The following is a 26,047-nucleotide window of genomic DNA, read 5'->3' as shown; positions in this document are numbered from 1 at the left end:
GGGTGAGAGATGCAACAAATACAAGAATACGGCGCCTGGCGCGCCGCCATCGCCGATGCGCTGGACGCCTACCGGTCCACGCTGCAAAAGCTGGAACTGGGCGATGCGGCCACCCTGGCGCGCGTCGGCCAGGCCCAGGCGCGCGTGCGCGACGACCGGCTGTCGGTGGCATTCGTCGCCGAATTCTCGCGCGGTAAATCCGAGCTGATCAACGCGATCTTCTTCGCCGACTACGGCCAGCGCATCCTGCCGTCGGCGGCCGGCCGCACCACCATGTGCCCGACCGAGCTGCTGTACGACGCCGCCCTGCCGCCCTGCATCCGCCTGCTGCCGATCGCCACCCGCGCCGGGCAGCTGTCGACGAGCGACTACCGCGACGACCCGTCGGCCTGGACCGTGATCGCGCTCGACCTCGACGCGCCGGACAGCATGAGCGCCGCCTTCCGCCAGGTGAGCCTGACGCGCCGTGTGCCGGCCGAGGAAGCCCAGCGCTACGGCCTGTACGACCCGCTCGACCCGGACCATGGCGACGCCCTGGGGCTTGATGGCACGGTGGAGATTTCGCAGTGGCGCCACGCCATCATCAACCTGCCGCACCCGCTCCTGAAGCAGGGCCTGGTGATTCTCGACACGCCGGGCCTGAACGCGATCGGCACCGAGCCGGAACTGACGCTGAACCTGATCCCGAACGCGCACGCGGTGCTGTTCGTGCTGGCAGCGGAGACCGGCGTCACGCGCAGCGACATCGACGTCTGGCGCACCCACATCGGCGCCGGCCCGGGGCGCCTGGTGGTGCTGAACAAGATCGACGCGATGTGGGACCCGCTGAAGAACGACGCCGGCAACGAAGCCGAGATCGCGCGCCAGCAGCAGGGCGTGGCGCAGCAGCTCGGGCTGGAGATCGACCAGGTGTTCCCGGTATCGGCCCAGCAGGCGCTGGTCGGCCGCATCCACGGCGACATGGAGCTGTTCGAACGCAGCCGCGTGGGCGCACTGGAAGCGGCCCTGCTGCACAGCCTGATCCCGCAGAAGCGCGACATCCTGGCGCGCCAACTGCGCGACGACCTGGCCACGCTCGAAGGCGCGCTGGCCTCCGCGCTGGGCGCGCGCACGCGCGACCTGGTCGAGCAGCTGCAGGAACTGAAAAGCCTGCGCGGCAAGAACCAGACCGTGCTGGCGCTGATGATGCGCCGCATCGAGGCCGAGCGGAAGGACTTCGACGCCGGCCTGCTGCGCCTGCAGGAAGCGCGCACGCGCTTCGCCGCCCTCTCGACCCAGCTCTATACCCTGCTGGGCGTGGACGGCGTGCAGCGCCAGGCCGAGAGCGTGCGCCTGGCGATGCAGGCCTCGCGTTTCGCCACCGGCATGCGCGCCCCGGTGCGCGCCTTCTTCGACGACGCACGCGCGGCGCTCGACGCCTCGGAAGCGAAGGTTGGCGAGATCGGCGGCATGACCGATGCCATGGTGCGCGGCTTCGCGGCCGAGCACGGCCTGACGCTGTCGCCGCCGCCGGCCTTGACGCTGGCGCGCTACCGCGAGGAGATCGACGCCATCGAGGCCTTGTTCGCCAGGCAGTTCGGCACTGCGACCTTGCTGATGACCAGCCGCGCGACGCTGATGGAGCGCTTCTTCGATTCCATCGCCTCGCGCGTACGCCGTGTATTCCGCGCCGCGAATGCGGACGTGGAAGCCTGGCTGAAGGTGATCATGGCGCCGCTCGAAACCCAGATCCGCCAGCACAAGGAGCAACTGCGCCACCGCCTGGCCTCGATCCAGCGCATCCACGACGCCACCGACAGCCTGGAGCAGAAGATCGCGGCCTTCGAAGCGCGCCAGGGCGAGCTCGAACGCCAGCGCCGCCAGGTGCTGGACCTGGGCGCGGCAGTCTGCACGGCGCTCGACGAGCCGGCCATGCTGGAGGCGGCGTGAAGCGTTTGACGGAATTCGACGATCTGGCCGACCCGACGTTTTCGGACGCCGTGATCGCCTGGCAGCGCGCGCACGGGCGCCATACCCTGCCCTGGCAGAACACGCGCGACGCCTACCGCGTGTGGCTGTCGGAGATCATGCTGCAGCAGACGCAGGTGGCTGCGGTACTGGGCTACTACGCGCGCTTCCTGGAGCGTTTTCCGACGGTGCAGGACCTGGCCGCGGCGCCGGTCGAGGACGTGATGACCTACTGGAGCGGCCTCGGTTACTACACCCGCGCGCGCAACCTGCACGCCTGCGCACAGCGGGTGGTGAACGAGTACGGCGGCGTGTTCCCGAGCGACCCCGCCCTGCTGGCGGACTTGCCGGGGATCGGACGCTCGACCGCGGCGGCCATCACGGCATTCTCGAACGGCACCCGCGCCGCGATCCTGGACGGGAACGTGAAGCGCGTGTTTGCGCGCGTGTTCGGGGTCGAGCAGTATCCGGGCGAGAAGCGGGTCGAGGAAGCGCTGTGGCGGCGTGCGGACGCGCTGCTGCCGGAGGAAGGCATCGAGTCGTACACGCAGGGGCTGATGGACCTGGGCGCGACGCTGTGCACGCGCTCGAAGCCCGACTGCGGGCGCTGCCCATTGCAGGCGCGCTGCGTGGCGTATGCCACCGGACGCACGGCCGAGCTGCCGGTACGCAAACCGAAAAAGACGTCGCCGGAAAAACGGGCGGACCTGCTGGTGGTGGTGCACGAGGGCGAGGTGCTGCTCGAGCAGCGGCCGGGCAGCGGGATCTGGGGCGGGCTGTTGTCGCTGCCCGAGGTCGAGGGGCATGTGGCGCTGGGAGACATGGCGCCGTCGATGCTGGCGCCTGCGGAGGCCAGCATGGCGGGGGCGCTGGGGCGGTTCGGCGAGCTGGAGGAAGTACAGGCGCTGCTGCCGCTGGTGCATGTGTTCACGCACTACAAGCTGCATATCTTCCCGCACAAGGTGACGCCTGTGGCGCGCCCTGCAACGCCGCCGGGGTTCGTATGGTGGAAGCTGGCGGACGTCGACCAGGCGGCCTTGCCGGCGCCGGTGAAGAAGCTGCTGCTGGAGTTGGGACGGCCGAGTTTATTTTGATTCCGGGCGCCGCGCTCAATCGAGCTGCGAGATTTTTTCGATGATGTCTTCGTTGCGGCGCGCAGGCGTGTGACGGCGGTCGAACCTCGGTTAGGCAAATCCCTTCGCTTCGGCGATGATCCCTTGCGCGGTTTTCAGGGTGGCTTCCATGGCGGAGGCGACTTCGCGCATCGCGATCATCGGCGACACGTTTTGCTTCTTGCCGTCGTCGGCGCCGCATTCGCGCCGCAGGTGCGAGGCGATGCGCCAGCGGTCGTCGCCGGGACGCCGGATCGAGACGTCGCGCCAGGCGTTGCGCGCTTCGCCTGCGGCGGCGACGGTGAACTGGCGCGGCGACACCGCCTTGCCCTTGTGGACGATGACGTCGCCGTCGACCTGGGCGTAGAAATTGCCTGCCTCCGTGCTCATGCGCAGCTCGGTGCCGTGCGGCAGGAACAGCGCGCCGGTAGCAACATCTCACTGGCAATGCTGTAGCGGCGACAGGCCGGTAGTGCTCCCGCAGCGCCCTCTAAAAAGTGGTCTCGTTCGGGCTGTAGAACCTGGCTCCTTATGTCTTTTTTTGTCTCGAAAAAAATCGAGCCAAAAAAAGACAAGATACGACAGGATGCACACGCCAAACGAGACAGGATTTCAGAGGGCCCGGGTAGAGGGTCCCCCACCTCTCCTGCGAATGCATTAACTCGAAACAATTGCCCCGCCCCGCAGCCGGCGCGTACCCCACGCCTTGCCAAACCGCCTTTCGGCTGCGAACCGCCCTTTGCCTGCGAACCGCTCTTTGCTACCAAAGACCTCAAGCCGAGCGCACCGGATCACGGTGGGTACGAGTACCCACCCTACAGCGTATCGAGCGAAAAAATCCGCCGATGCTCGCGGATCGCATACCGGTCCGTCATGCCCGCGATATAGTCCGCAATCTTGCGCGCCTGTTTCAAGGTATCTACCGCGCCCACCTTGTCGGCGCCAACCTGGTAATCCGGCGGCAGCAATACCGGATCCGTCATGAAGGCATCGAACAATTCGCGCACGATGCGGCTCGCCTTTACGCGCATGCGGTTCACCTGGAAATGCCGGTACAAATTCGCATACAGGAAGCGCTTCAAGGCAGTGGTCTCGGCACGCATCCGGTCGGAGAAACGAATCAGCGGCGGCCCCTGGCGCACGTCCTCGATGTCGCGCGGCGCCGCTTCCAGCAAGCGCGCGGCCGAGGTCTCGACCAGGTCGGCCGTCATCGCCGTGATCATCAGGCGGATCGTCTCGTACAGCGCACGCCGCCCCGGCAGGCCCGGATACTGCGCCTCGACCGCATGGCGGTGGCGCGCGAACAGCTCGACTTCTTCCATCTGCGCCATCGTCAACAGGCCGGAGCGCAGGCCATCGTCGATATCGTGGTTGTTGTAGGCGATTTCGTCGGCCAGGTTGGTCAGCTGCGCTTCCAGGCTGGGCTGGGTCTTGTCGATGAAGCGCTGGCCGAGTTCGCCCAGCAGGCGCGCGTTGGTCAGCGAGCAGTGCTTGAGGATGCCCTCGCGCGTCTCGAAGGTGAGGTTCAGGCCGTCGAAGGCGCCGTAGTGCTCCTCGAGATGGTCGACCACGCGCAGGCTTTGCAGGTTGTGCTCGAAGCCGCCGTAGTCCTTCATGCATTCGTTCAGCACGTCCTGGCCCACGTGGCCGAAGGGCGTGTGGCCGAGGTCGTGCGCCAGCGCCGTGGCTTCGACCAGGTCTTCGTTCAGGCGCAGGCTGCGCGCCAGCGTGCGGCCGATCTGCGCCACCTCGATCGAGTGCGTCAGGCGCGTGCGGAACAGATCGCCCTCGTGGTTCAGGAAGACCTGGGTCTTGTATTCGAGCCGGCGGAAGGCGGTGGAGTGGATGATGCGGTCGCGGTCGCGCTGGAACTCGCTGCGCGAACCGGGCGCCGGCTCGGCGAACTTGCGGCCGCGCGACTTCGAGGAATGCGCGGCATACGGGGCCAGGTTGCAGTCGAAGTCGATCATCCCCTCCTCCTCACTCCGGTGTGTCCTGCACGATGCAGGCGGCCAGCGTGGCGCGCAATACGTCCTGCGGCGCGCTCGTGATGCTTGGGCTGCCCAGCGGCTTGAGCAAGATGAACTTGATCGCCCCGCCCTCGTTCTTCTTGTCGACTTCCATCAGCTCGATCCAGCGTTCGGCGCCCAGGTCCGGCGCCACCACCGGCAGGCCGGCCGCCGCCACCAGCTTGCGCAGGCGCGCGACGCTGGCCGCGTCGATCAGGCCGAGGCGCTGCGACAGGTCGGCCGCCATCACCATGCCGCAGCCGACCGCTTCGCCATGCAGCCAGGCGCCGTAGCCCAGGCCGGCCTCGATCGCGTGGCCGAAAGTGTGGCCGAAGTTCAGCACCGCGCGCAGGCCGCCTTCGCGTTCGTCCTTGCGCACGACGTCGGCCTTGATCTCGCAGGAGCGGGCAATCGCATGCGCCAGCGCCTGCGGGTCGCGCGCCACCAGGCGTGCGATGTTGGCTTCGATCCAGTCGAAGAATTCGCCATCCAGGATGGCGCCGTGCTTGATCACCTCGGCCAGCCCGGCCGACAGCTCGCGCGGCGGCAGCGTGTCGAGGGTGCTGGTATCGGCCAGCACCGCGCGCGGCTGGTAGAAGGCGCCGATCATGTTCTTGCCGAGCGGGTGGTTGATGCCGGTCTTGCCGCCGACCGAGGAATCGACCTGGGCCAGCAGGGTCGTCGGGATCTGCACGAAGGGCACGCCGCGCATGTAGCTGGCCGCCGCGAAGCCGGTCAGGTCTCCGATCACGCCGCCGCCGAGGGCGATGAGCGTGGTCTTGCGGTCGCACTTGTTGGCCAGCAGGGCGTCGAATACCGCCATCAGCGAGCCCCACTGCTTGTGTTCCTCGCCGTCCGGCAGGACGATTTCCACCACTTCCTTGCCGGCCGCGCGCAGCGGCGCGGCGATGCGCTCGAGGTAGAGCGGAGCCACGGTGGTGTTGGTGACGATGGCCGCCTTGTGGCCGCCGACGTGGCGCACCAGCGCCGCCGGGTCGGCCAGCAGGCCGGGCCCGATCGCGATCGGATACGAGCGCTCGCCGAGCTCCACGTTGAGGGTGAGTTGTGTTGCGTTGTGTTCTGCTGCCTGGTTCATCGATGCCGCCTTCGCGCGCCGGGCGCGCCCGGCTGCGAGCGCGTCCAGCTGTTCTAGGATAGTCTGGACCATCGATTGTACGTTAGGTCGGCCGGTATCGATGACGAGGTCCGCGATCTCGCGGTACAGCGGCTCGCGCTGGGCCAGTAGCTGCTCGAGCTTGCGGCGCGGGTCGGCCGTCTGCAGCAGCGGACGGTTCTTGTCGTGCGAGGTGCGCTGCAGGATGCTGCCGATGCCGGCGCGCAGGTAGATCACGGTGCCGCGCTCGGCCAGCAGCGCGCGGCTGGCGGGGTCGAGGACGGCGCCGCCGCCGGTGGCCAGCACGATGCCTTCCTGGCCGGTGAGCTCGCGGATCATCTCGGCTTCGCGGCGGCGAAAGCTCGCCTCGCCTTCGATCTCGAAGATCCACGGAATCGAGGCGCCGGTGCGGGCCTCGATCGCATGGTCGGAATCGACAAAGCGCCGGCCCAACCGGCGCGCCAGGAGCCGGCCAATGGTGGTCTTGCCGGACCCCATCAGCCCGACCAGAAAGATGTTGTTACTGTACGCCTCGGGCACGATATTCAGCTCGTCTAAAAAGACAAACGGCCAGTGCTAGCCTGGCCGCCTGTTGTTGCGGTGTCCCGCCGCGGTGTTCCGCTTATGGGCAGCTGAACGTCAGTTTAAACGGAATCGTGGTCACATCGTTACCCGGCGTGGTGACGGTGACATCGAAGGTCGACGTGAGGGGCGCCGTGCAGTCCTTGCCGGCAGGGTTCGAGACCGAGAAGGTATGGCGCGATCCCAGGGCCGTATTCACATTGGCGTCGGTGAGTTCCTTCCCGTCCGCGGTACGCGGGAAGATGTTCGGCACCGTCGCCGGCACGACCGCCGCCGCCGTCCCGCCCACCATGTTGGTCACCGCGACGGTGGTTCCAAACGGCAAAGGATTCAGGTTCAGGTCATTGAACTGCAGCTCGAATACCTTCGGTGCGGCCGAGCCCTGGGTGCCCAGATCGATCACGCCTGCGGTCATGTCGACGGGCTTCCGGTCGAGGTACACGCTGCCCACGGTGCTGTCGCCGAAGAACAGGTTGATCCGGCCGAAGATCGTCGTGGCGCCATCGGTGCTGCTGGCGCAGATGGTCGCCAGGCCCGGACGGGCATTGTCCGGGGTCGTGCCCGGGCCGGTATTGCACGGGGTCGCCGGCAAGCCCGGGGTGGGTGTGCGCGGCGCCTGCACACGGAAGTCGACGCTGCAGCCGCCGTTGACGGTATTGCAGCCGCCCTTGTCGGACGAGCCGACCGAACCCATGTTGGTCTGGAAGATGACCGGGGTGCCGTCCGGTACCGGGTTGCCGAAGTTGTCGGCAACCAGGACCTGGATGGTGGTGGCGGGCTGGGTCGGGCTGCTGTCGTGCGCCCAGCCTTCGAGGTTGTACTTGGCCGCGCTGAGGGAGAAGGCGCGCTGCACCGGCAGGCCGGTGGTCACGACGATCGAATCCGACGTGGTCGAGATGTTCGCCCCGCTGGTACCGCCCGTGTTCGGCAGCGTGGCGATGACGCGGAAGGTGGTCGGCACCGTGCCGGAATTGACCGTGGTGCTGGCTTCGCCATTCGCATCGGTCGTCGCCGACGCCTGGTTCAGCCTGACCAGCGCAGGCACCGACACGGAAAAGTTGACGGCCTGGCCGGCAAGCGGCCGGTTGTAAACATCCAGCACCTTGAACTTCAGGGTGGCCGTTTCGGTCCGGTTGATGCCGCCCTGGCCCTGCATCACAATCGATTTCTCGCTCGGATCGGCCGAAATGAACTGCACCGTGGCCGGCGCTGCCGCGGGGGTCGTCGGGCTGGTGCTGCCGCCGGTGCCGGTACCGGTGCCGGGCGTGACGCCCGTGCCCGGCGTGCCCGTGCCGCTGCCGGCGCCGGGTGCGGCCACCCCGCCGGGATTGCCGCCGCCACCGCCGCAGGCGCTCAGGACCGCCGCGGTGATCAGGCCGAGGGCCGCCAGGCGCAGGGGCGAGGCAGGCGAAGAAGATTTGGAAGAGTGCTGCATCGTCGTTCGGTTTTTCTCTGTTGTTGGTGATTGGTCGTCGGTCATGCAGCCGGCATACGGCCCTGCCCTTGAAACAGCACAGCGACGCGTTTTGACGGCGTCGCTGTGCAAACATCAAACTCGTGCAGGCAGTGCCTGCCGCGTCTTCCCGGTCAGCGCGACACCGCCGCGCGGTCGGCCACGATCTTCGGCGTGATGAAGACCAGCAGTTCGGTCTTCGCGCTTTCGCGGCCCTGGGTCTTGAACAGGTAGCCCAGCACCGGCACGTCGCCCAGCAGCGGCACCTTGCTCTCGTTGCTGCGCTCGGTCTGCTGGTAGATCCCGCCGAGCACCACCGTGCCGCCGTTCTCGACCATCACCTTGGTCTTCACGTGCTGGGTGTTGATGGCGAAACCGGCGCGGGTTTCCTCGCCCTTCGAATCCTTGCTGACATCGACTTCCAGCACCACGTTGCCGTCCGGGGTGATCTGCGGCAGCACTTCCAGGCGCAGGTTCGCCTTCTTGAATTCGATCGAGGTCGCGCCGCTGCTCGAGGCCACCTGGTAAGGCAGCTCGATGCCCTGCTCGATCACGGCCACCATCTTGTCCTCGGTGACCACGCGCGGGCTGGAGATGATCTTGCCCTTGCCGTCGGCTTCCAGCGCCGACAGTTCCAGGTTCAGGAAGCGGTTGTCGGACGAGGAGAACAGGCTGAAGGCCAGGCTCGGCGCGTTGATGCCGCCGATCGCCGCCGCCGGCAAATTCACCAGGGTCGAGTTGTCGAAGGTGCTGCCGCTGGACTGGCCGGTGACCGCGCCGGCGCCCGCCAGGCTGCCGCTCAGGGCCAGGCGGTTGTTGCCGCCCACGCCGTAGCCGGCATCGCCGCCGGCGGCATTGCGCGCATCGTTGAAGCCGATCTTGGCGCCCAGGTTGCGCGAGAAGCCATCGTTCGCTTCCACCAGGCGCGCTTCGATCAGCACCTGCTTCGAGGCGACGTCGGTCTTCTGGATCAGCATGCGGATGTCTTCGATCTTCGAAGCGATGTCGGTCACGAACAGCTGGTTCGTGCGCGGGTCGATGATGGCGCTGCCGCGCTTGGACAGCACGCGGTTGCGGTTGTCGCCGGCGGCGGCGCCGGTGGCCGCATCCAGGCCGAACACGGTGCGGAAGGACTCGGCCTTCTGGTAGTTCAGCTGGAAGATCTCGGAGCGCAGCGGCTCGAGGTCGGAAATCTGCGCGCGCTGCTCGAGCTCGAGCTTTTCCTTGATCAGCAGCTCTTCCTTCGGCGCGATCCAGAGCACGGTGCCGTTCTTGCGCATGTCCAGGCCCTTCGATTGCAGGATGACGTCGAGCGCCTGGTCCCACGGTACTTCCCTCAGGCGCAGGGTCAGGCTGCCGGCCACCGAGTCGCTGGCGATGATGTTCAGGCCCGAGATGTCGGCCACCGCCTGCAGCGCGGCACGCACTTCGATGTTCTGGAAGTCGAAGCTGATCTTCTCGCCGCGGAAGCCCTGCGGGCCGCCCAGCTTGTTCGGGTCTTCCTTCACGGCGCGCACGTCGACCACCAGCTGGGTTTCGCTCTGGTAGACCGATTGCTCCCACTGGCCCTGCGCTTCGATGACCATGCGCACGTTCTGGCCTTGCGCGCTGGTGGTCACGCGCGAGACAGGGGTGCCGAAGTCGCTCACGTCGAGACGGCGGCGCAGCGATTCGGGCAGGCCGGTGTTCAGGAAATCGACCTGGACGCGGTTGCCGAGCTGGCGCACGTCGACCGCGGTCTGGTTGTTCGGCAGGTCGACCACGACGCGGCCTTCGCCGTTGCTGCCGCGGCGGAAGTCGAGGTTGCGCAGTGGCGGGCGAGCGGCAGGACGCGCATCCGATACGGCCGCGGTTTGCACCTGCTGGGCCGGGGCCGCACCGGCGCCGGATCCTTCCACGGTCACCAGGATCGACTTGCCGCTGATGGCGGCGCTGTAGCCGACGGTGCGCTTCAGGTTCAGCACCAGGCGCGTGCGTTCGCCGGCCTGCACCACGTTCACGCTGCGCATGTCGCCCAGGTTGATGTCGTGGGTGCTCTTGCCGGTGGCATTGGCGGTGGCGCCGAAGTCGAGGGCGATGCGGGCCGGATTCGTGATCGCGAAGCCGAGCGGCAGCTTGGCGGGCGCGTCGCGCATGGCGATGTTCAGCACTACGTTGGCGCCCTGCTGGTTGGCGCTGATCGATTCGATCGCATTCTCCTGCGCCTGCGCCATGCCCATACCCAGCACCATGGCCAGGACCGCGCCGGCGCGCAACAGCCAGCCCGGCAACAAGCGCGCCGCGCCGCTGTTCATTGCAAATTGGGTCATTTCCCGGTCTCCTTACTTTCCTGCAACTCCAGCTTCGATATGCGCTCGACCCAATCGCCGCTAGCGTCCTGTACCATTTCCTTGATTTCCACCGCCGCCGGCGTCACCCGCGTCACCAGGCCGAAGTTCTGGCCCAGGTGCTGGCCGGCGCGCACGCGGTAGATGCTGTTCTCGATGCGCAGCAGGGCGAAGCTGGTTCCCCCTTTTTGCATCATGCCGACCATCGCCATCGTGTCGAGCGGGTAGGCTTCGAGCGCCTCGCGCTGCCGGTTCAAATCCGGCTGCAGCGCGCTGCGCGCCTGCGCCAGCAAGCCGGCATCGGCCATCTTGGCCGGGCTGAACGGGTCCACCGCCCCCTGCTGGTTGTAGGCATAGGGGATGAATTCCTTCGAGGCCGGCAGCGGTTTCACCTTCGGCTTCGTGTCGTTTTTTACCTGGTCCATCCAGCTGCGCACTTCGCGCACGTCGCTGTCGCCGCAGCCGGCCAGCAGCAGGGCCGGCAACAGGACCAGCAAGCCATGGCTCATCTTCATTTCTTGGCCCCCTTGCCCTTCTTGCCCTTGCCGTTTGCCTTCGCCTTCAGGCGCGCGGCGCGCTGCTCGGCCAGTTCCTCGGCGTCGAGGTAGCGGAAGGTCTTGGCGATGGCGTCCAGCGTCAGGCTGCCGTCCTTGTTGGTCTCGATCGACATGTTGTTCAGCGTGACGATACGCGGCAGGTGCGCCATGTCGGCGGCGAATGCGCCGAGGTCGTGGTAGCTGCCGCTGATCTTGATGTCGATCGGCAGTTCGGCGTAGTAGTCGCGCACCACGGTCTGGTTCGGGCGGAACAGCTCGAACGCGAGGCCACGGCCGACGCCGGCCTGGTTGATGTCCGACAGCAGCGCCGCCATCTCGGCCTTGCTCGGCAACTGCTTCTCGAGGCGCTCGACCGACTGGTCGACTTGCGCCTTCTGCGCCTGCAGCGCCTCCAGGTTGACCGCCTGGGCGATCTTGTCCTTGTATTCCTTGCGCAGCTTGGTTTCGCGGGCGGCGCCGGCGTCCTGGGTCTCGAACTGGCCCTGCCAGTAGACGAAGTAGCCGAGCACGATCACCAGCGCCATCACGCCGGCCGCGCACAGCAGGCGCGGCGCCAGCGGCCACTGGCCGGGCTGGCGTCCCTGCAGGCCCTCGAACTGGGCCGACAGGTCGGCGCTCCATTGTTTCAAGTCGATGTTCATGGCTTGGTTCCGTCCTTCGCCGCCACGGCAGGGCTCTTGTTGTCGTCACCTTCCTCGGCTTCGCGCGGGCGCTTGATGCTGACCGCCAGCGTGAACTCGACGGCCTTGCGCGCCAGCTTGTTCTGGGTCAGCGTGGCCGCCTTCACCTCGGTCAGGTCGGGCAGCTCCAGCCAGGGCGACTGGCCCGACAGGTTGCGCAGCAGCTCGGCCACGCGTTCCTGCGACTGGGCGAAGCCGTTCAGGGTGACGCGCTGGCCATCCTGTTTCACCGACTTCAGGTAGACGCCGTCCGGGGTCTGGCGCACGAGTTCGTCGAGCAGGTAGACCGGCTGGTTGCGGTCGCCCTGCAGGTCTTCGACCGCCTGCTGGCGCGACTTCAGCGCCTCGATCTCTTCCTTCAGGGTGGCGATGTCCTTGATCTTCTTGTCGAGCTTCGCGTTCTCGTTCTTCAGCGCCAGGTTGCGCTGTTCCTGGATGGCGATGCGGCTGGCGTTCCAGCCGCCCACCAGCAGCACCACCGCGCCGCCCAGCAGGGCACCGAGGACCAGCATGGCGACAAAGGCCTTCTGCTTCTGCTTGCGTTTCGCTTCCCGGTGCGGGAGCAGGTTAATCCGGATCATCCGAACCTCCGCAGGGCCAGGCCGCAGGCAACCAGGTAGGCGGGGCCTTCCTGGCGCAACTGCTGTTCGCGCACGCCCGGGGCCAGCAGCATGCCCTCGAAGGGCGCCACCGGCGCGGTCGGGATGCGCGTGCGTCCGCCGACCAGTTCCACCAGGCCCGGCAGCATGGCGTTGCCGCCGGCGAGCCAGATCTGGTCGATGCGGGTATAGGGCGTCGAGGTGTAGAAGAACTGGATCGCGCGCGTCACTTCCAGCGCGGCGCTTTCCAGGAAGGGCGCGAGCAAATCGGCGCGGAAGTTCTCCGGCAGGTCGCCGGCTTTTTTACGCGCCTCGGCTTCTTCATACGAGAGGCCATAGGTGCGCACGATGTCCTGGGTCAGCGTGTGGCCGCCGAAAGGCTGCTCGCGCTCGTAGACGGTGTCGCCGTCGAGCAGCACCGACACTTGCGTCATGCTGGCGCCGATCTGGAACAGGGCCACGATTTTGTCCTTGCCGGCGCCTTGTGCACGCTCCAGGGCGGCACGGGCGGCGTAGGATTCGATGTCCATCACGGTGGCCACCAGGCCGGCCGCTTCGGCGATCGCCACGCGGTCTTCCACCTTTTCGCGGCGTGCGGCGGCCAGCATGACTTCCATGTCGTCCGGCGAGTTCGCCGCCGGGCCGACCACGTCGAAGTCGAGGCTGACTTCATCCAGTGCGAACGGGATGTACTGGCTGGCCTCGGACTCGACCTGCACTTCGAGCTGGTCTTCGCCCATGCCGGCCGGCAGGATGATTTTCTTGGTGATGACGGCGGCCGGCGGCATGCCGAGCGCGACGTTGCGGGCACGGGTGCCGCTCTTTTTCCAGATGCGGCGCACGGCCTCGGCCACCTGGTCGAAATTCTCGATATTGCCGTCGACGACGGCGCCGCGCGGCAGCGCTTCGAACGCATGGCGCTCCAGGCGCACTGCACCCTTGCCGGCGTCGGCCAGCTCCACCAGGCGCAGTCCGGACGTGCTGATGTCGAGACCGGCCAGGGGCGGGTCCGACTTGCCGAACAGGGAACCTAGATTGATCACGAGCGTACTCCCTCACTGCTGTCTGCCTGGGCAGAACGATTGTTGAACGCCCGCGTTGGGGAAGTCATTGCTTGAAATGTCCTCAAAAAATGGCAATTTATTGCACATATATGAGGCAACACGTTAAATCGTAGCAATAAGGGTGCGGGCCGACAAGATATTTCTGCACAGGAACACTACAATCCGGCGCGCCTATGCCACACTCGTTAGAGACTTGGAAACAGGCTTTGTCGGACTGCTATCGGATCCTGCGCCGGACGCTTGTCCTCTTGACTTCGTACCGCCACAAAAGCCCCTGTCTTATAATGAGATGGATCAACAATGTGAACGCCATGAAATCCAAATCCGATTCCAAGTCTTCCTCTCCGAACAAATTCAGCGCCAGGCGCCTGGTCCTGTGGTCGGTCGGCGCCCTCGCCGGCCTGGCCCTGACCGGCGTGCTGCTGGTGGTCTTTGCCCTGGCCATGGCCTACCCGAATTTGCCGGCCCTCGACACCATTACCGACTACCGCCCGAAGATGCCTCTGCGGATCTTCACGGCCGATAACGTCCTCATCGGCGAATTCGGCGAAGAGCGCCGGACCCTGGTGCGCTTCAAGGACATCCCCGACGTCATGAAGAAGGCGGTGCTGTCGATCGAGGACGACCGCTTCTACCAGCACGGCGGCGTCGACTACATGGGCGTGCTGCGTGCTGCCCTGCACAACGCCACCGGCGGCGCGCGCCAGGGCGCTTCGACCATCACCCAGCAGGTGGCGCGCAACTTCTTCCTCTCCAGCGAACAGACCCTCAAACGCAAGGCGTATGAAGCCCTGCTGGCCTGGAAGATCGAGAAGAACCTCACCAAGGACCAGATCCTCGAGGTCTACATGAACCAGATCTACCTGGGCCAGCGCGCCTTCGGCTTCCAGTCGGCGGCCCAGATCTACTTCGGCAAGGACCTGAAGGACATCAGCGTGGCCGAGGCGGCGATGCTGGCCGGCCTGCCGAAAGCCCCGTCGGCCTATAACCCGGTCGTGAACCCGACCCGCGCCCGCACGCGCCAGCAGTACATCCTGCAGCGCATGCATTCGCTCGGCTACATCACCGACGCCCAGTTCGAGACCGCCAAGGCCGAGGAACTGAAGATCAAGTCCGACAGCACGGCCTTCGGCGTGCACGCCGAATACGTGGCCGAGATGGCGCGCCAGCTGGTCTACGAGCAGTTCAAGGAAGACACGTATACGCGCGGCCTGAACGTGTTCACCACCATCACCAAGGCCGACCAGGACGCGGCCTACCTGGCCGTGCGCCGTGGCGTGATGGATTACGAGCGGCGCCACCCTTACCGCGGCCCGGAATCCTATATCGAGATCCCGAGCAACAAGACCGAGGCCGATGAAGCCATCGAGGCGGAACTGGCCGAGAAGCCGGACAGCGACGACATCGTGGCCGCCGTGGTGCTGCAGGTCTCGCCGTCGCAGGTGACGGCGGTGCTGGCGTCCGGAGAAGAAATCAAGATTACCGGCCAAGGCCTGTCGTTCGCCTCAAGCTGGCTGTCCGCCAAGGCCGCGCCGAACCGCCGCATCCGTCGCGGCGCCCTGATCCGCGTGATGCAGGACGGAACCTCGGCCTGGAAGATCACCCAGATGCCGGAAGTCGAATCGGCCTTCGTGGCGGCCAGCACCGAGGACGGCGCGATCAAGGCGCTGGTGGGCGGCTTCGACTACAACCGGAACAAGTTCAACCACGTGACGCAAGCCTGGCGCCAGCCGGGTTCCTCGTTCAAGCCCTTCATCTATTCGGCCTCGCTGGAACGCGGCCTGTCGCCGTCGACGCTGGTGAACGATGCGCCGATCTCGTTCGACGCCGGCCAGACCGGCGGCCAGGCCTGGGAGCCGAAGAACTACGACGCCCGCTACGAAGGCCCGATGACGATGCGCCGCGGCCTGACGAAATCGAAGAACATGATTTCGATCCGCATCCTGAACCGCATCGGTGCGCGCTACGGCCAGGAATACGCGACCCGCTTCGGCTTCGACGCCGAACGGAATCCCCCATACTTGACTTTGGCCCTGGGCGCCGGCGCCACCACGCCGCTGCAGATGGCCGGCGCCTACGCCGTGTTCGCCAACGGCGGCTACCGCATCAGCCCTTACCTGATCTCGAAGGTGACCGATAGCGCGGGCAAGGTGTTGTCGGAAGCGCGTCCGGAACGCGCCGGCGTGGAAGCGAACCGTGTGATCGATGCGCGCAACGCCTTCCTGATGGACTCGATGCTGAAGGACGTGGCGCGCTACGGCACCGCAGCCAAGGCGTCGGCCACGCTGAAGCGCACCGACATCGCCGGCAAGACCGGCACCACCAACGACTCGATCGACGCCTGGTTTGCCGGCTACCAGCCGAAGCTGGTGGGCATCGCCTGGATGGGTTACGACCAGCCCAAGAACCTGGGCAACAAGGAAACCGGCGGTGGCCTGGCCCTGCCGATCTGGATCGGCTACATGCAGACCGCGCTGAAGGGCGTGCCGGTGGAAGAGCGTACGGTACCGCCGGGGCTGATCATGGCGGAAGGGGATTACTACTACGTGGAGAACCCGCCGGGAACGGGCGTGCAGTCGCTCGATGTGGGCGTACCGCCGGCGCCGGCGCAGCAGAAGGCGCAGGACGCGGTGAGGAACGAACTGTTCTGATGTTGTAGGGTGGACGGCTCCGCCGTCCACGCGTTCAGGCGCAATGGGATCAATCGCGGTGCCGGGAATGGCAAACCTTCGTTGAATTCCGGGAATAGCAAACGTTCCTTGAACGCGTGGACGGGAGACCCGTCCACCCTACGCACCCCGGCAAGCCGCGTTGGATCAGCCCAGCTTCACCGGCGCCCCACCCTGCTGCGTCGCCAGATCCGACAGCGCCGTGAACATCTCGCTGTCGTCCCGGGTATTCCTCCACTCGTCGCCTACCCGCTTGTAGTGGTAGCCACCGGCCCGCGCCGCCACCCACATCTCCTTCAACGGCGCCTGGCTGTTGACGATGATCTTCGACCCGTTCGCAATGAACTCGATCTCGAGCACGTTGCCGCTGCGCTTGCATTCGACGTCGACCACGTCCTGGTCGTTCAGCTCGTCGAAGCAGGTTTCGATACGGTCCAGCGTCGATTCGGCCAGGTCCAAAAATTCGGTTTCGGTCATGCTACACTCCAAGGTCTTGATCAAACCGTGATTCTAATCGTGAAGTCACCTACTGCGCTCTTTCCCGCTGCCGCGCTGCTCGCGCTGGCCGCGTCGGCCCTGACCGGTTGCGGCCAGACCGGCCCGCTCTACATGCCGACGCCGCCAGCCAAGCCGGCCAATGCGACGCTGGGCGCCACGCCGCTCGCCACGCCGGCTTCGGCTGCAGCCCCGGCGCAGTCGACGCCGCCATCGCCAGGCGCCGGCACGGCCCAGCCGTCGCCGACCAACGTCCCTCCTCAACAATAAGATCCACCGAGATTCATGTCGCACTTTTCGTACCAAGACGGCGTCCTGCATGCCGAAAGCACTCCCCTGTCCCGCGTTGCCGAGGAATTCGGTACCCCGACCTATGTCTACTCGAAGTCGGCCCTGCTGGAGAACTTCGCCGCCTACGCCGACGCCTGCCGCGGCCGCGACGCCCTGGTCTGCTACGCCATGAAGGCCAATTCAAACCTGGCCATCCTCGACCTGCTGGCGCGTGAAGGCGCCGGCTTCGACATCGTCTCGGGCGGCGAGCTGCTGCGCGTGATCGCGGCCGGCGGCGACCCGGGCAAGGTGATCTTCTCGGGCGTCGGCAAGACCGTGGCCGAGATGCGCCTGGCGCTGGAACACGGCATCCTCTGCTTCAACGTCGAATCGATCCCGGAACTGCACCGCCTGAACGAAGTGGCCGGCAGCATGGGCAAGCGCGCGCCGGTGTCGCTGCGCGTGAACCCGAACGTCGACGCCAAGACCCACCCGTATATCGCCACCGGCCTGAAAGCAAACAAGTTCGGCGTCGCCTTCGACGATGCGCTGGCCACCTACCGCACCGCCGCCAGCCTGCCGAATCTCGACGTGGTCGGCATCGACTGCCACATCGGCTCGCAACTGCTCGACGACGCGCCGCTGCTCGAAGCGCTCGACAAGCTGATCGAACTGATCGACACCCTCGACACCGAAGGCATCCACATCCACCACCTGGACATCGGCGGCGGTATCGGCGTCGACTACGGGGCGGCCGGCGATGCGCCGCCGGTGCCGGTGGGCGACTACCTGGGCCGCCTGTTCGCGCGCATCGACGCCTGGCGCGCCGCGCGCCACGAAGGCCGCGCGGTGAAGGTGATCTTCGAACCGGGCCGCTCGATCGTCGCCAGCACCGGCGTGCTGCTGACCCGCGTGGAATTCCTGAAGCCGGGCGTGGAAAAGAACTTCTGCATCATCGACGCCGCCATGAACGACATGATGCGCCCGACCCTGTACGGCGCCTGGATGGACATGAAGGCGGTCGCGCCGCGCACCGGCGACGTGCCGGAACTGTACGACGTGGTCGGCCCGGTGTGCGAATCGGGCGACTGGCTGGCGCGCGAACGCGCACTGGCCGTCCAGCCGGGCGACCTGCTGGCGATGATGAGCGCGGGCGCCTACGGCATGACCATGGCCTCGAACTACAACACCCGCGGCCGCGCGGCCGAGGTGATCGTCGACGGCGAGCAGATGCACCTGGTGCGCCGCCGCGAAGAGCCGGCCGAGCTGTATGCGCTGGAATCGATGCTGAAATAAAGCCTTCCTTGCCTCCGGCGTGCGTTGACGGCTTGGTAAGATGCTAGGATGCTCCGGATAAACTTCCGGAGCATTTTTTATGCACGCAGCTGTCCAGCCCGGCGCCGCGCCGGCATCCGAATCGCCCGCCATGCCACGCATCGCCCTGCTGCGCACCGGCATCGGTCTGGTCCAGGGCCTCATCCTCTACCTGCTCTACCTGGTCGCCGACTACGACGTCTGGCCCGCCATCGAACCCCTATTGTTTGCGCCGGTGCTGCTGGTGACGCTGTTCGCGCCCGTCCTCCTGATCAGCGGCCTTGGCCACCTGACGCGGCGCCAGGTGCTGGCCTGGGTGTCCACGGCCGCGGTCCTGGTGGCGGCGCTGGCGGTGTACGACATCTGGCGCATGGGCAGCATGCCGGAGCGCTGGCATGACTCGCACGTGACCATGCCCTCGGGCGAGTTGTGCACCTTCCTGGTGGCCAGCCTGTTCATTGCCCATGCCCTTGTGCTGTCCGGCGCGCACGACCGGCGCCGCATTGCCGCCTATGCCACGTATTTCGAAATCGCCTGGAAGCTGGGCGTGCAGCTCGCGTTCAGCGGCCTGTTCGTCGGCATCGCCTGGGCTGCCCTGCTGCTGGGCTCCGAACTGTTCAGGCTGGTGAAGATCGACTTCTTGTGGAAGCTGATCCGCGAGCCCTGGTTCGGCATTCCGGTGACGGCCTTTGCCTTTTCCAGCGCCATGCACCTGACCGACGTGCGCCCCGCCATCGTGCAGGGCATCCGCGGCCTGCTGCTGATGCTGGCGTCGTGGATCCTGCCGGTGCTGACCCTGATCGTCGCAGGTTTCCTCGCCAGCCTGCCGTTCACCGGCCTGGAACCGCTCTGGGCCACGCGCTCGGCCGCCGCCGTGCTGCTGTGTGCCGACGCCGCCCTGGTCATCCTCATCAACGCGGCCTGGCAGAACGGCAGTGCACCGGTGGTGCGCCTCATCCGCCTGAGCGCCCGCGTGGCGGCCCTGCTGCCCGTGCCGCTGACCGCGATTGCCATCTACGCGCTGGCGCTGCGCGTGGGCGAGCATGGCTGGACGGTCGACCGCATCGTCGCCGCCGCCTGCATGCTGGTCGCCAGCTGCTATGCCATCGGCTACGCTGCGGCGGCGCTGCGCAAGGGCTGGCTGGCCCTGCTGGCGCCGGTGAACATCGCCACCGCCTTCGTGGTGCTGGGCACGGTGCTGCTACTGTTTTCGCCCCTGCTCGATCCGGCCCGGGTGTCGGTGAACAGCCAGCTGGCGCGCCTGGAAGCGGGCAAGATCAAGATCGACGAATTCGACCTGGTCTACCTGCGCTTCGAGGGAAAACGCTTTGGCCAGGCGGCGCTGGCGGAACTCGACGGTGCGGCGGCGCGCCAGCATGACGATGCCTTGCGCAAGCGGATCGCCGCCGTGCAGGCCATGCAGTCGCACTGGGAAACGGAGATCACCCCGGAGATCACCCTCTTCAAGCCGGCCACGCTGAGCGCCAACCTGACGGTCCTGCCCGCGGGCACGCGCCTGCCGCAGAGCTTCCTGGCCACGGACTGGATGAACCAGAACAGCCCCGTGCCGGTACCCGAATGCATGTTTCTCAGCGGCATGCGCTGCCATGCCTACCTGCTCGACGTGACCGGCGACGGCAGGGCCGAAGTGGTGATCGCCGACGATTCAGGGCGCGGGGCACGGGTGGCACACGAAAACGCCGAAGGGCATTGGCAGCTCATCGCCGAACTGGTGCCGATCAAGTGCGACAAGGCCGGCAAGGCCGCGCCGGACGCACTGCCCCACACCATCGCGGCGGCACTGCCCGATGTCGTGTTGGGCGGCACCCGCTACCAGCTCCAGCCAGCCCGCAACCTGCGCGAAGGCTGCGAGGGGTAACAGGCAGAAGCGCAGGCGGCGAGCGCTTCCGCTCAAGCCCGCACCGCCGCCCGCGCCTTGACCCGGCTCCAGTACACCCGCAGCGCCAGCAACAGCGCCACGATCGCGGCAAACAGCATCGGCTGCGCCAGGTTGTTCTTGGCCGCCTTCATCCACCAGAAGTGCAGCACGGCGAGCGGCGCGATCAGGTAGATCAGCCGGTGCAGCCACTGCCAGCGCTTGCCGCCCAGGCGCCGGATCATGGCGTTGGTGCTGGTCGCCGCCAGCGGAATCAGCAGCACGAAAGCGATGAAGCCGACCAGGATAAAGGGCCGCTTGGCGACATCGCGCAGCATCGACGCGACATCGAAGAAATGATCGAACCAGAAGAAGGCGATGAAGTGCAGCAGCGCATAGAAAAAGGCGAACAGCCCGAGCATGCGCCGCAGTTTCACGATCCAGTTCCAGCCCGTCAGGCGGCGCAGCGGCGTCACCGCCAGCGTGATGCACAGCAGGTACAGCGCCCAGTCGCCGCTCTGGTGCGTGATGTAGGCCAGCGGATCGACCGGCACGCCGGCCACGACCTGCCAGCCGCTCCACAGGAAAGGCAGCAGCGCCAGCACGAACAGCGCCGCCTTGATCGCCGTGATCTGTTTTGCCGAAGGACCCGCCGCCGCCATCAGAAGAACCTTTTCAGGTCCATGCCCGCGTACAGCGAAGCGACCTCGTTATAGCCGTTGAACATCAGCGTGTCGCGCTTGCGCTTGAAGAAGCCGTCCTCGCCGATGCGGCGCTCGGTGGCCTGCGACCAGCGCGGGTGGTCGACCTTCGGGTTCACGTTCGAATAAAAGCCGTATTCGCGCGGCGCCGACACGTTCCAGGCCGTCTTCGGCTGGTCGCGCGTGAAGCGGATGCGCACGATGGACTTCGGCGACTTGAAGCCGTACTTCCAGGGCACCACCACGCGCACCGGCGCGCCGTTCTGGTTCGGCAGCACCTGGCCGTACATGCCGACCGTGAGAAGCGCCAGCGGATGCATGGCTTCGTCCATGCGCAGGCCTTCCACGTAGGGCCAGTCGAGCACGCCGCTGCGCAGGCCCGGCATCTGGGAACGGTCGGCCAGGGTGGTGAATTCGACGTACTTGGCGTTGCCGGTCGGTTCCACCGCCTTGATGAGGTTCGACAGCGAGTAGCCGACCCAGGGAATCACCATCGACCAGCCCTCGACGCAGCGCAGGCGGTAGATGCGTTCTTCGAGCGGCGCCAGTTTTGTCAGGCTGTCGATGTCCAGGCGCAGCGGCTTTTTCACCTCGCCTTCGATGGCCACCGTCCAGGGCCGGGTGCGCAGGGTGTGCGCGTTCTCGGCCGGGTCGGTCTTGTCGAGGCCGAATTCGTAGTAATTGTTGTAGTGGGTGGCGTCGCGCAGCGAGGTCTGCGGTTCGGTGGTGGAGAAGGCCGGGTTGGCTTTGGCGGCCAGCTTCTGCACCGGGGCGGCGTTCTGCGCGAAAGCCTCGCGGTTCGCCATTTCCCACAGCGCGCTGCCGACGGCGGCACCGGCGGCCATGCGCGCGATGAACTTGCGCCGCTCTTCGTACACCTCGCGCGGGGTGATTTCGGATGCGAACGGCCGGTCCAGGCCGTTGGGATTTTGTTTGATCAACATCGGGAACTCCGCAGGCAATCGAAGTTGTACCTTACACCATTGCCTGCGGAACCGTCGGGCGCTTGGCCGATCGGTGATGTTGTGGGGTGTTTGAGCTAACTATCGACGCGTGGACGGGAAACCCGTCCACCCTACCGTAGGGTGGACGGCTTCGCCGTCCACGCGTTCAACCACCGTTCGACACTCTGGAAATCACAACTCGCCGTATGAGTGCAGCCCCGACAGGAACATGTTCACGCCCAGGAAGGCAAACGTGGTCACCAGCAAACCCACCAGCGCCCACCAGGCCGCCATCTTGCCGCGCAGGCCGTTAATCAGGCGCAGGTGCAGCCAGGCCGCGTAGTTCAGCCAGACGATCAGCGCCCAGGTTTCCTTCGGGTCCCAGGACCAGTAGCCGCCCCAGGCCTCGGCTGCCCACAGCGCGCCAAGGATGGTGGCCACCGTGAAGAAGGCGAAGCCGACCGAAATGGCCTTGTACATCACGTCGTCCAGCACTTCCAGCGACGGCAGGCGGTCCGCCAGGATGCCATTGGCTTTCAGCAGGTAAGCCGTGCCCACCATCGCCGCCAGGGCAAAGGTGCCGTAGCCGATGAAGTTGGCCGGTACGTGAATCTTCATCCACCAGCTTTGCAGGGCCGGCACCAGCGGCTGGATGGTGGCGGCGTCGCGCGACACCGTGTACCAGAGCAGGAAGGCGACGGCTGCCGAAATGATCAGCAGCACAAAGGCGCCCAGCTGGCGCGTGGCATAGCGCTCTTCGTAGTACAGGTAGAACAGCGCCGTGATCATCGCGAACAGGATGAACACCTCGTACAGGTTCGACACCGGGATATGGCCGACGTCCGGCCCGATCAGGTAGGACTCGAACCAGCGCACCATCATGCCGGTAAAGCCGAGCACCACGGCGGCCCAGCACAGGCGCGAGCCGATCGCGGCGCCAGAACCGGAACGGCTGAGCAGGCCGATCCAGTAGAACACGGTCGAGAACACGAACAGCGCGCTCATCCACAGGATGGCCGACTGGCTCGACAGCATGTACTTCAGGAAGAATTTCTGCTCGGCCGCGGCCAGCGAGCCGTCGTACATCGAGATCGCCCACAGCGACAGCAGGGCCACGACCGGCATCAGCCAGCGCACCGGCTTCCAGTGCCAGCCCAGCGCGGCAAAGGTCGGCGCCGACAGCAGCAAGATCGCGCGCTCGTAGCCGTCCATGAAGTGGGCGTAGCGGTTCAGCGCGAACAGGGCCGCGGCCAGCAGGCCGGCGCCGAACAGCCAGTCGGTCGCCGTCAAGCGGCGGAAATAGCCGGGCGCTTCGGTGTAGACGCCGTCCTTGAGTACGGGACGGGGCGGGGTTGGGCGGGATGCTTCCATAGTTTCTCCAATGCCTGCTTGTACTGGCAGCGCCAGCTTACGCCGATTGCGGCAGCTTGGCTGCCAGGTCGGCGAATTCTTTCTCGAAATCCAAAGTCTTGCGCTGGGTGCTCATCGCCATCAGCGCGTGGGCGCCGTCGCCGTCCTGGCGCACCCACACCCACAAACGGCGCTCGCGGATATAGAACATCGCAAAGATGCCCGCCACCAGCAGCACGCAGCCGAGATAGACGATCTTCTTGCCCGGCGAACGGGTCACCTGCAGCACCGAGGCTTTGACTTCGTGGAACTCGTCGAGCTGCAAATAGACCGGCGCGCCGTAGAAGAAGCTGTCGGACAGCGCATTCGTCGCCAGCTGCAGGAAGCGGCCATGCTTGTCGCTCGGCGCGATGGGGGCTTCGCCGTCTTTCGCGCGCGCCACCTGCCACAACTCCAGCAAGACGCCGTTCAGCATCTTGATGAAGACGTTCGCCGCTTTTTCCTGCTCGGCCGCCGGAATCTTTTCCAGGAACTGGGCCACGGCGACAAAGCCGCCCGGCGTGTCGTCGCCGGCAAAGATGCCCAGCGTGCGCTCGGCCGACTGGCGCAGCTGGTCGCCGAAGCCGGCCTGGGCCGCCTGTTCCGGCGCCAGTGCGCGCGCTGCATAACGCGCGGCGGCCTGGGCGCGCAAGGCCGGATCGGCGAGCGCGGCGCGCAGGCGCATCCATTCGCGCACGCTGTAGTTGTCGTCGGCCGGGATGCGCAGGAAGCGGAAGCCTTCGGCGGGGCTGGTGCGCACGCCGGCCAGGAAGACTTGCGAACCTTCGAGCGTGACCGGCTGCATGTAGTTCATGAACTCGCGCGCCTGGCCGGTCTGGTCGCGCAGCTTGTATTGCACGCTCGGACCGACGTTCTTCAGGTCCTTGTTGTTGGCGTTCTTGCCGGCCGAGCCCGAGGCCTTGCCCAGGGTCGCCGCGAACTGCTCGTTGAAGGATTGGCCCTTGGTGACGGCGCGCACGTCATTGCCGGCGGCCGTGTTCTCGACGTTGAAGGGACGGAAGCCCGACCATTCGACGGCAAAGGCGCCGCTCGGTGTCTTCAGTTCGGTGGAATTGCCGACGACGCCGGCAATATCGAACGACTTCGATTCGGTGCCGGCCATCGGGAAACCGGTGAGTTTCAGCTTGCTGCCGCCATCCTCGAAGCTCGACTGGTAGACGGCCACGCCTTTATAGATCAGCGGCTCGTTGACCTTGATGGTGGCCGGGAAAGTCTTGCCCGCCTCGCGGTCGTGCACCACGACGTCGCTGGCGAACAGCTTCGGCATGCCGGTCGAATAGAAATCGATGTGGAATTTCTTGAGCTCGATGGCGAACGGCAGGTCCTGCACCAGCACGCCGGTGGCCTGCGGCAGGATCGCGGTGTTGCCGGTCTGGCCTTCGGCCAGCAGGGTGTTGCCGCGGTAGGTCGGGTTGCCCAGGCCGAGGCGGTGCTGGGCCGGAATCCGGGAAATCACGCCAGTGCCGGCATACGGCGTCTTACCCAGGAACCATTGTTGGAAGCGGATGGGCAGTTCGGAGTCGAGCATGCCGCCCAGCAGGATCACGATGATCGCCGTGTGCGCGAAGATATAGCCGAACTTGTTGCCGGCCCCCTTTTTTGCCGCCACCAGGATGCCGTGGCCCTTGTCGACCACCTTCACCTTGTAACCGGCGTGACCGAGGCGATTCGCACTCTGATGGGCTAGGGCCACATAATCCAGCGGCGTGCTCCATTCGCTTTTATGGTGGAAATTGCGCAGCGATTCTTCGCGCACGCCCTCGCGCCAGCTGCGCATGTCGCGCATCATCTTCGGCGCGTTGCGCACCACGCACAGGCCGGTGGAAACGATCAGGGTCAGCAGGATCGCCAGGAACCACCACGCCGTGTACACCGTGTACAGGCCCAGCTTGCGGAAGACTTCGTACCAGAAGGGACCGAACTGGTTGACGTAGTTCGGCATGGCGTCGCCCTGGCGCAGGACGGTGCCGATGATCGCCGCAATCGCCAGGATCATCAGCAAGCTGATGGCAAACCGCATCGATGAGACCAGCTCGACGGCTTCGGCCAGCGCGCGCCGGCGCGTCTTTAGTTCAATTCCCGTGGTGCTCATTCTCAGACTTACTTTCTCATGCGGTCAGGTGCGCCGCGAGTTTACAGCAAAAAGGGCGCCGGCTTGCGCTGGACGCCCTTTCCTTACGAGTGGAGCATGCCGATCAGCGCAGGCCGGCGATGTAGTCGGCAACGGCCTTCATTTCCGCGTCCGACAGGCGCTGCGACAGAGTCGACATCTGCGGGCTGTTGACGCGCGCACCGCTTTTGAATGCGGCCAACTGCGCCAGGGTGTAATCTTGATGCTGGCCTGCCAGGCGCGGGTACTGGACCGGGATGCCGGCGCCGTTCGCGCCATGGCAGCTGGCGCAGGCGGCGACGCCCTTCTCGGCAATGCCGCCGCGATAGATCTTGCGGCCGAGTTCGACGGTGTCCTTGTTTTTCGCGGCGCCCGGCTTGGTTTTTTGCACGGCGAGGTAAGCGGCGATGTTGCGCTTGTCTTCCTCGGTCAGCATCTTGGCGTAGGTGGTCATGACCGGGTTGTTGCGCTGCGGCGTCGTGAAGTCGACCAATTGCTTGTGGGTGTAGGCTTCGAACTGCGCGGAGAGTTTCGGGTTCGCGACGATGGTCGAGTTGCCGTTGGCGCCGTGGCAGGACAGGCAGGCCGGCAAGCCGCGCGCGGCATCGCCGCTTTCGTACAGGGTGGCGCCCTTCGCGGGATCGGCCTTCACGACGGCAGGCTGGGCTTCGGCAGCGCCGGCGGCGGAACCGAACGCCAGGGTGGCAAGCAACAACGATTTCATGAACACCGCGCTAGCGGACGATACAGACACACGATTCATTCGAGCACCCTGAAAAAGTCGAAAACAGTTTGATATGTACTGCGGACTTAC

The 26,047-nt window shown here is 66.1% G+C and carries 21 protein-coding genes; 6 read left to right on the top strand and 15 right to left on the bottom strand.

Going from position 1 to position 26,047, the window contains the following annotated elements:
- The first annotated feature begins 9 nt into the window (after nucleotides 1–9).
- Both QPK31_RS15595 and mutY read left to right on the top strand, forming a co-directional pair.
- The gene (locus QPK31_RS15595) at nucleotides 10–1,929 is read left to right on the top strand and encodes a dynamin family protein (protein ID WP_290423834.1); all 1,920 of its coding nucleotides are present in this window, start codon (nucleotides 10–12) and stop codon (nucleotides 1,927–1,929) included.
- Complete coding sequence (mutY, locus tag QPK31_RS15590; RefSeq protein WP_290423833.1) at nucleotides 1,926–3,041, top strand: A/G-specific adenine glycosylase; 1,116 nt, start codon at nucleotides 1,926–1,928, stop codon at nucleotides 3,039–3,041. Before QPK31_RS15595 ends, mutY begins: the two co-directional genes overlap by 4 nt.
- A 90-nt stretch (nucleotides 3,042–3,131) precedes the next feature.
- Here mutY and QPK31_RS15585 read toward each other — a convergent pair whose 3' ends face one another.
- From QPK31_RS15585 to QPK31_RS15545, 9 genes are all read right to left on the bottom strand, one after another.
- Entirely contained in the window at nucleotides 3,132–3,449 is a 318-nt protein-coding gene (locus QPK31_RS15585; protein ID WP_290423832.1) for a hypothetical protein, read from the bottom strand.
- Nucleotides 3,450–3,874: 425 nt separating this feature from the next.
- On the bottom strand, nucleotides 3,875–5,029 hold the full coding sequence (locus tag QPK31_RS15580) for a deoxyguanosinetriphosphate triphosphohydrolase (protein ID WP_290423831.1): 1,155 nt from the start codon (nucleotides 5,027–5,029) through the stop codon (nucleotides 3,875–3,877).
- A 10-nt stretch (nucleotides 5,030–5,039) separates the two neighbouring features.
- Nucleotides 5,040–6,680, bottom strand: coding sequence for a bifunctional shikimate kinase/3-dehydroquinate synthase AroKB (gene aroKB / locus QPK31_RS15575; RefSeq protein ID WP_374045819.1), 1,641 nt, complete (start codon nucleotides 6,678–6,680; stop codon nucleotides 5,040–5,042).
- A 124-nt stretch (nucleotides 6,681–6,804) separates the two neighbouring features.
- The gene (locus tag QPK31_RS15570) at nucleotides 6,805–8,199 is read right to left on the bottom strand and encodes an Ig-like domain-containing protein (protein ID WP_290423829.1); all 1,395 of its coding nucleotides are present in this window, start codon (nucleotides 8,197–8,199) and stop codon (nucleotides 6,805–6,807) included.
- A gap of 152 nt (nucleotides 8,200–8,351) precedes the next feature.
- The gene (pilQ, locus tag QPK31_RS15565; RefSeq protein WP_374045814.1) at nucleotides 8,352–10,526 is read right to left on the bottom strand and encodes a type IV pilus secretin PilQ; all 2,175 of its coding nucleotides are present in this window, start codon (nucleotides 10,524–10,526) and stop codon (nucleotides 8,352–8,354) included.
- A complete protein-coding gene (locus QPK31_RS15560; RefSeq protein ID WP_290423828.1) occupies nucleotides 10,523–11,059 on the bottom strand; it encodes a pilus assembly protein PilP in 537 nt (178 codons plus the stop codon). The genes pilQ and QPK31_RS15560 overlap by 4 nt, the downstream gene beginning before the upstream one ends.
- Nucleotides 11,056–11,742 carry a type 4a pilus biogenesis protein PilO gene (locus tag QPK31_RS15555; protein ID WP_290423827.1) on the bottom strand — a complete coding sequence of 229 codons (687 nt, stop codon included), beginning with the start codon at nucleotides 11,740–11,742 and terminating at the stop codon, nucleotides 11,056–11,058. Before QPK31_RS15555 ends, QPK31_RS15560 begins: the two co-directional genes overlap by 4 nt.
- Entirely contained in the window at nucleotides 11,739–12,362 is a 624-nt protein-coding gene (locus QPK31_RS15550; protein WP_290423826.1) for a PilN domain-containing protein, read from the bottom strand. Before QPK31_RS15550 ends, QPK31_RS15555 begins: the two co-directional genes overlap by 4 nt.
- On the bottom strand, nucleotides 12,359–13,423 hold the full coding sequence (locus QPK31_RS15545) for a pilus assembly protein PilM (RefSeq protein WP_290423825.1): 1,065 nt from the start codon (nucleotides 13,421–13,423) through the stop codon (nucleotides 12,359–12,361). The genes QPK31_RS15550 and QPK31_RS15545 overlap by 4 nt, the downstream gene beginning before the upstream one ends.
- A 332-nt stretch (nucleotides 13,424–13,755) precedes the next feature.
- Between QPK31_RS15545 and QPK31_RS15540 the strand changes: the two genes are divergently transcribed.
- Nucleotides 13,756–16,095: a penicillin-binding protein 1A gene (locus tag QPK31_RS15540; RefSeq protein WP_290423824.1), complete on the top strand. Its 2,340-nt coding sequence runs from the start codon at nucleotides 13,756–13,758 to the stop codon at nucleotides 16,093–16,095.
- Nucleotides 16,096–16,260: 165 nt separating this feature from the next.
- Here the strand turns inward: QPK31_RS15540 and cyaY are convergent, their stop codons facing one another.
- Nucleotides 16,261–16,590, bottom strand: a complete 330-nt coding sequence (gene cyaY / locus QPK31_RS15535; RefSeq protein ID WP_290423823.1) for an iron donor protein CyaY — start codon at nucleotides 16,588–16,590, stop codon at nucleotides 16,261–16,263.
- Between the two features lie 39 nt (nucleotides 16,591–16,629).
- Between cyaY and QPK31_RS15530 the strand changes: the two genes are divergently transcribed.
- The 3 genes from QPK31_RS15530 to QPK31_RS15520 all read left to right on the top strand — a co-directional run bounded on the left by QPK31_RS15530 (nucleotide 16,630) and on the right by QPK31_RS15520 (nucleotide 20,071).
- Nucleotides 16,630–16,878, top strand: coding sequence for a lipoprotein (locus QPK31_RS15530; protein WP_290423822.1), 249 nt, complete (start codon nucleotides 16,630–16,632; stop codon nucleotides 16,876–16,878).
- 15 nt (nucleotides 16,879–16,893) lie between these two features.
- A complete protein-coding gene (lysA, locus tag QPK31_RS15525; RefSeq protein WP_290423821.1) occupies nucleotides 16,894–18,174 on the top strand; it encodes a diaminopimelate decarboxylase in 1,281 nt (426 codons plus the stop codon).
- 79 nt (nucleotides 18,175–18,253) lie between these two features.
- The gene (locus tag QPK31_RS15520) at nucleotides 18,254–20,071 is read left to right on the top strand and encodes a DUF4153 domain-containing protein (protein WP_290423820.1); all 1,818 of its coding nucleotides are present in this window, start codon (nucleotides 18,254–18,256) and stop codon (nucleotides 20,069–20,071) included.
- Nucleotides 20,072–20,103: 32 nt separating this feature from the next.
- Here QPK31_RS15520 and QPK31_RS15515 read toward each other — a convergent pair whose 3' ends face one another.
- From QPK31_RS15515 to QPK31_RS15495, 5 genes are all read right to left on the bottom strand, one after another.
- Complete coding sequence (locus tag QPK31_RS15515; RefSeq protein WP_290423819.1) at nucleotides 20,104–20,730, bottom strand: sulfite oxidase heme-binding subunit YedZ; 627 nt, start codon at nucleotides 20,728–20,730, stop codon at nucleotides 20,104–20,106.
- Entirely contained in the window at nucleotides 20,730–21,713 is a 984-nt protein-coding gene (gene msrP, locus QPK31_RS15510) for a protein-methionine-sulfoxide reductase catalytic subunit MsrP (RefSeq protein ID WP_290423818.1), read from the bottom strand. The genes QPK31_RS15515 and msrP overlap by 1 nt, the downstream gene beginning before the upstream one ends.
- A gap of 192 nt (nucleotides 21,714–21,905) precedes the next feature.
- Entirely contained in the window at nucleotides 21,906–23,084 is a 1,179-nt protein-coding gene (gene ccsB, locus QPK31_RS15505; protein ID WP_290423817.1) for a c-type cytochrome biogenesis protein CcsB, read from the bottom strand.
- 37 nt (nucleotides 23,085–23,121) lie between these two features.
- Nucleotides 23,122–25,215 (bottom strand): cytochrome c biogenesis protein ResB, encoded by a 2,094-nt coding sequence (locus QPK31_RS15500; RefSeq protein ID WP_290423816.1) that lies wholly within the window; start codon nucleotides 25,213–25,215, stop codon nucleotides 23,122–23,124.
- A 103-nt stretch (nucleotides 25,216–25,318) separates the two neighbouring features.
- Complete coding sequence (locus QPK31_RS15495) at nucleotides 25,319–25,957, bottom strand: cytochrome c (protein WP_290423815.1); 639 nt, start codon at nucleotides 25,955–25,957, stop codon at nucleotides 25,319–25,321.
- Between the last annotated feature and the right edge of the window lie 90 nt (nucleotides 25,958–26,047).

It is taken from the genome of Massilia sp. YIM B02769 (assembly GCF_030411995.1).
GTDB lineage: Bacteria > Pseudomonadota > Gammaproteobacteria > Burkholderiales > Burkholderiaceae_D > Telluria.
Note: the sequence above shows the minus strand (reverse complement) of the source record. Positions and strands in the feature narration are given on the sequence as shown.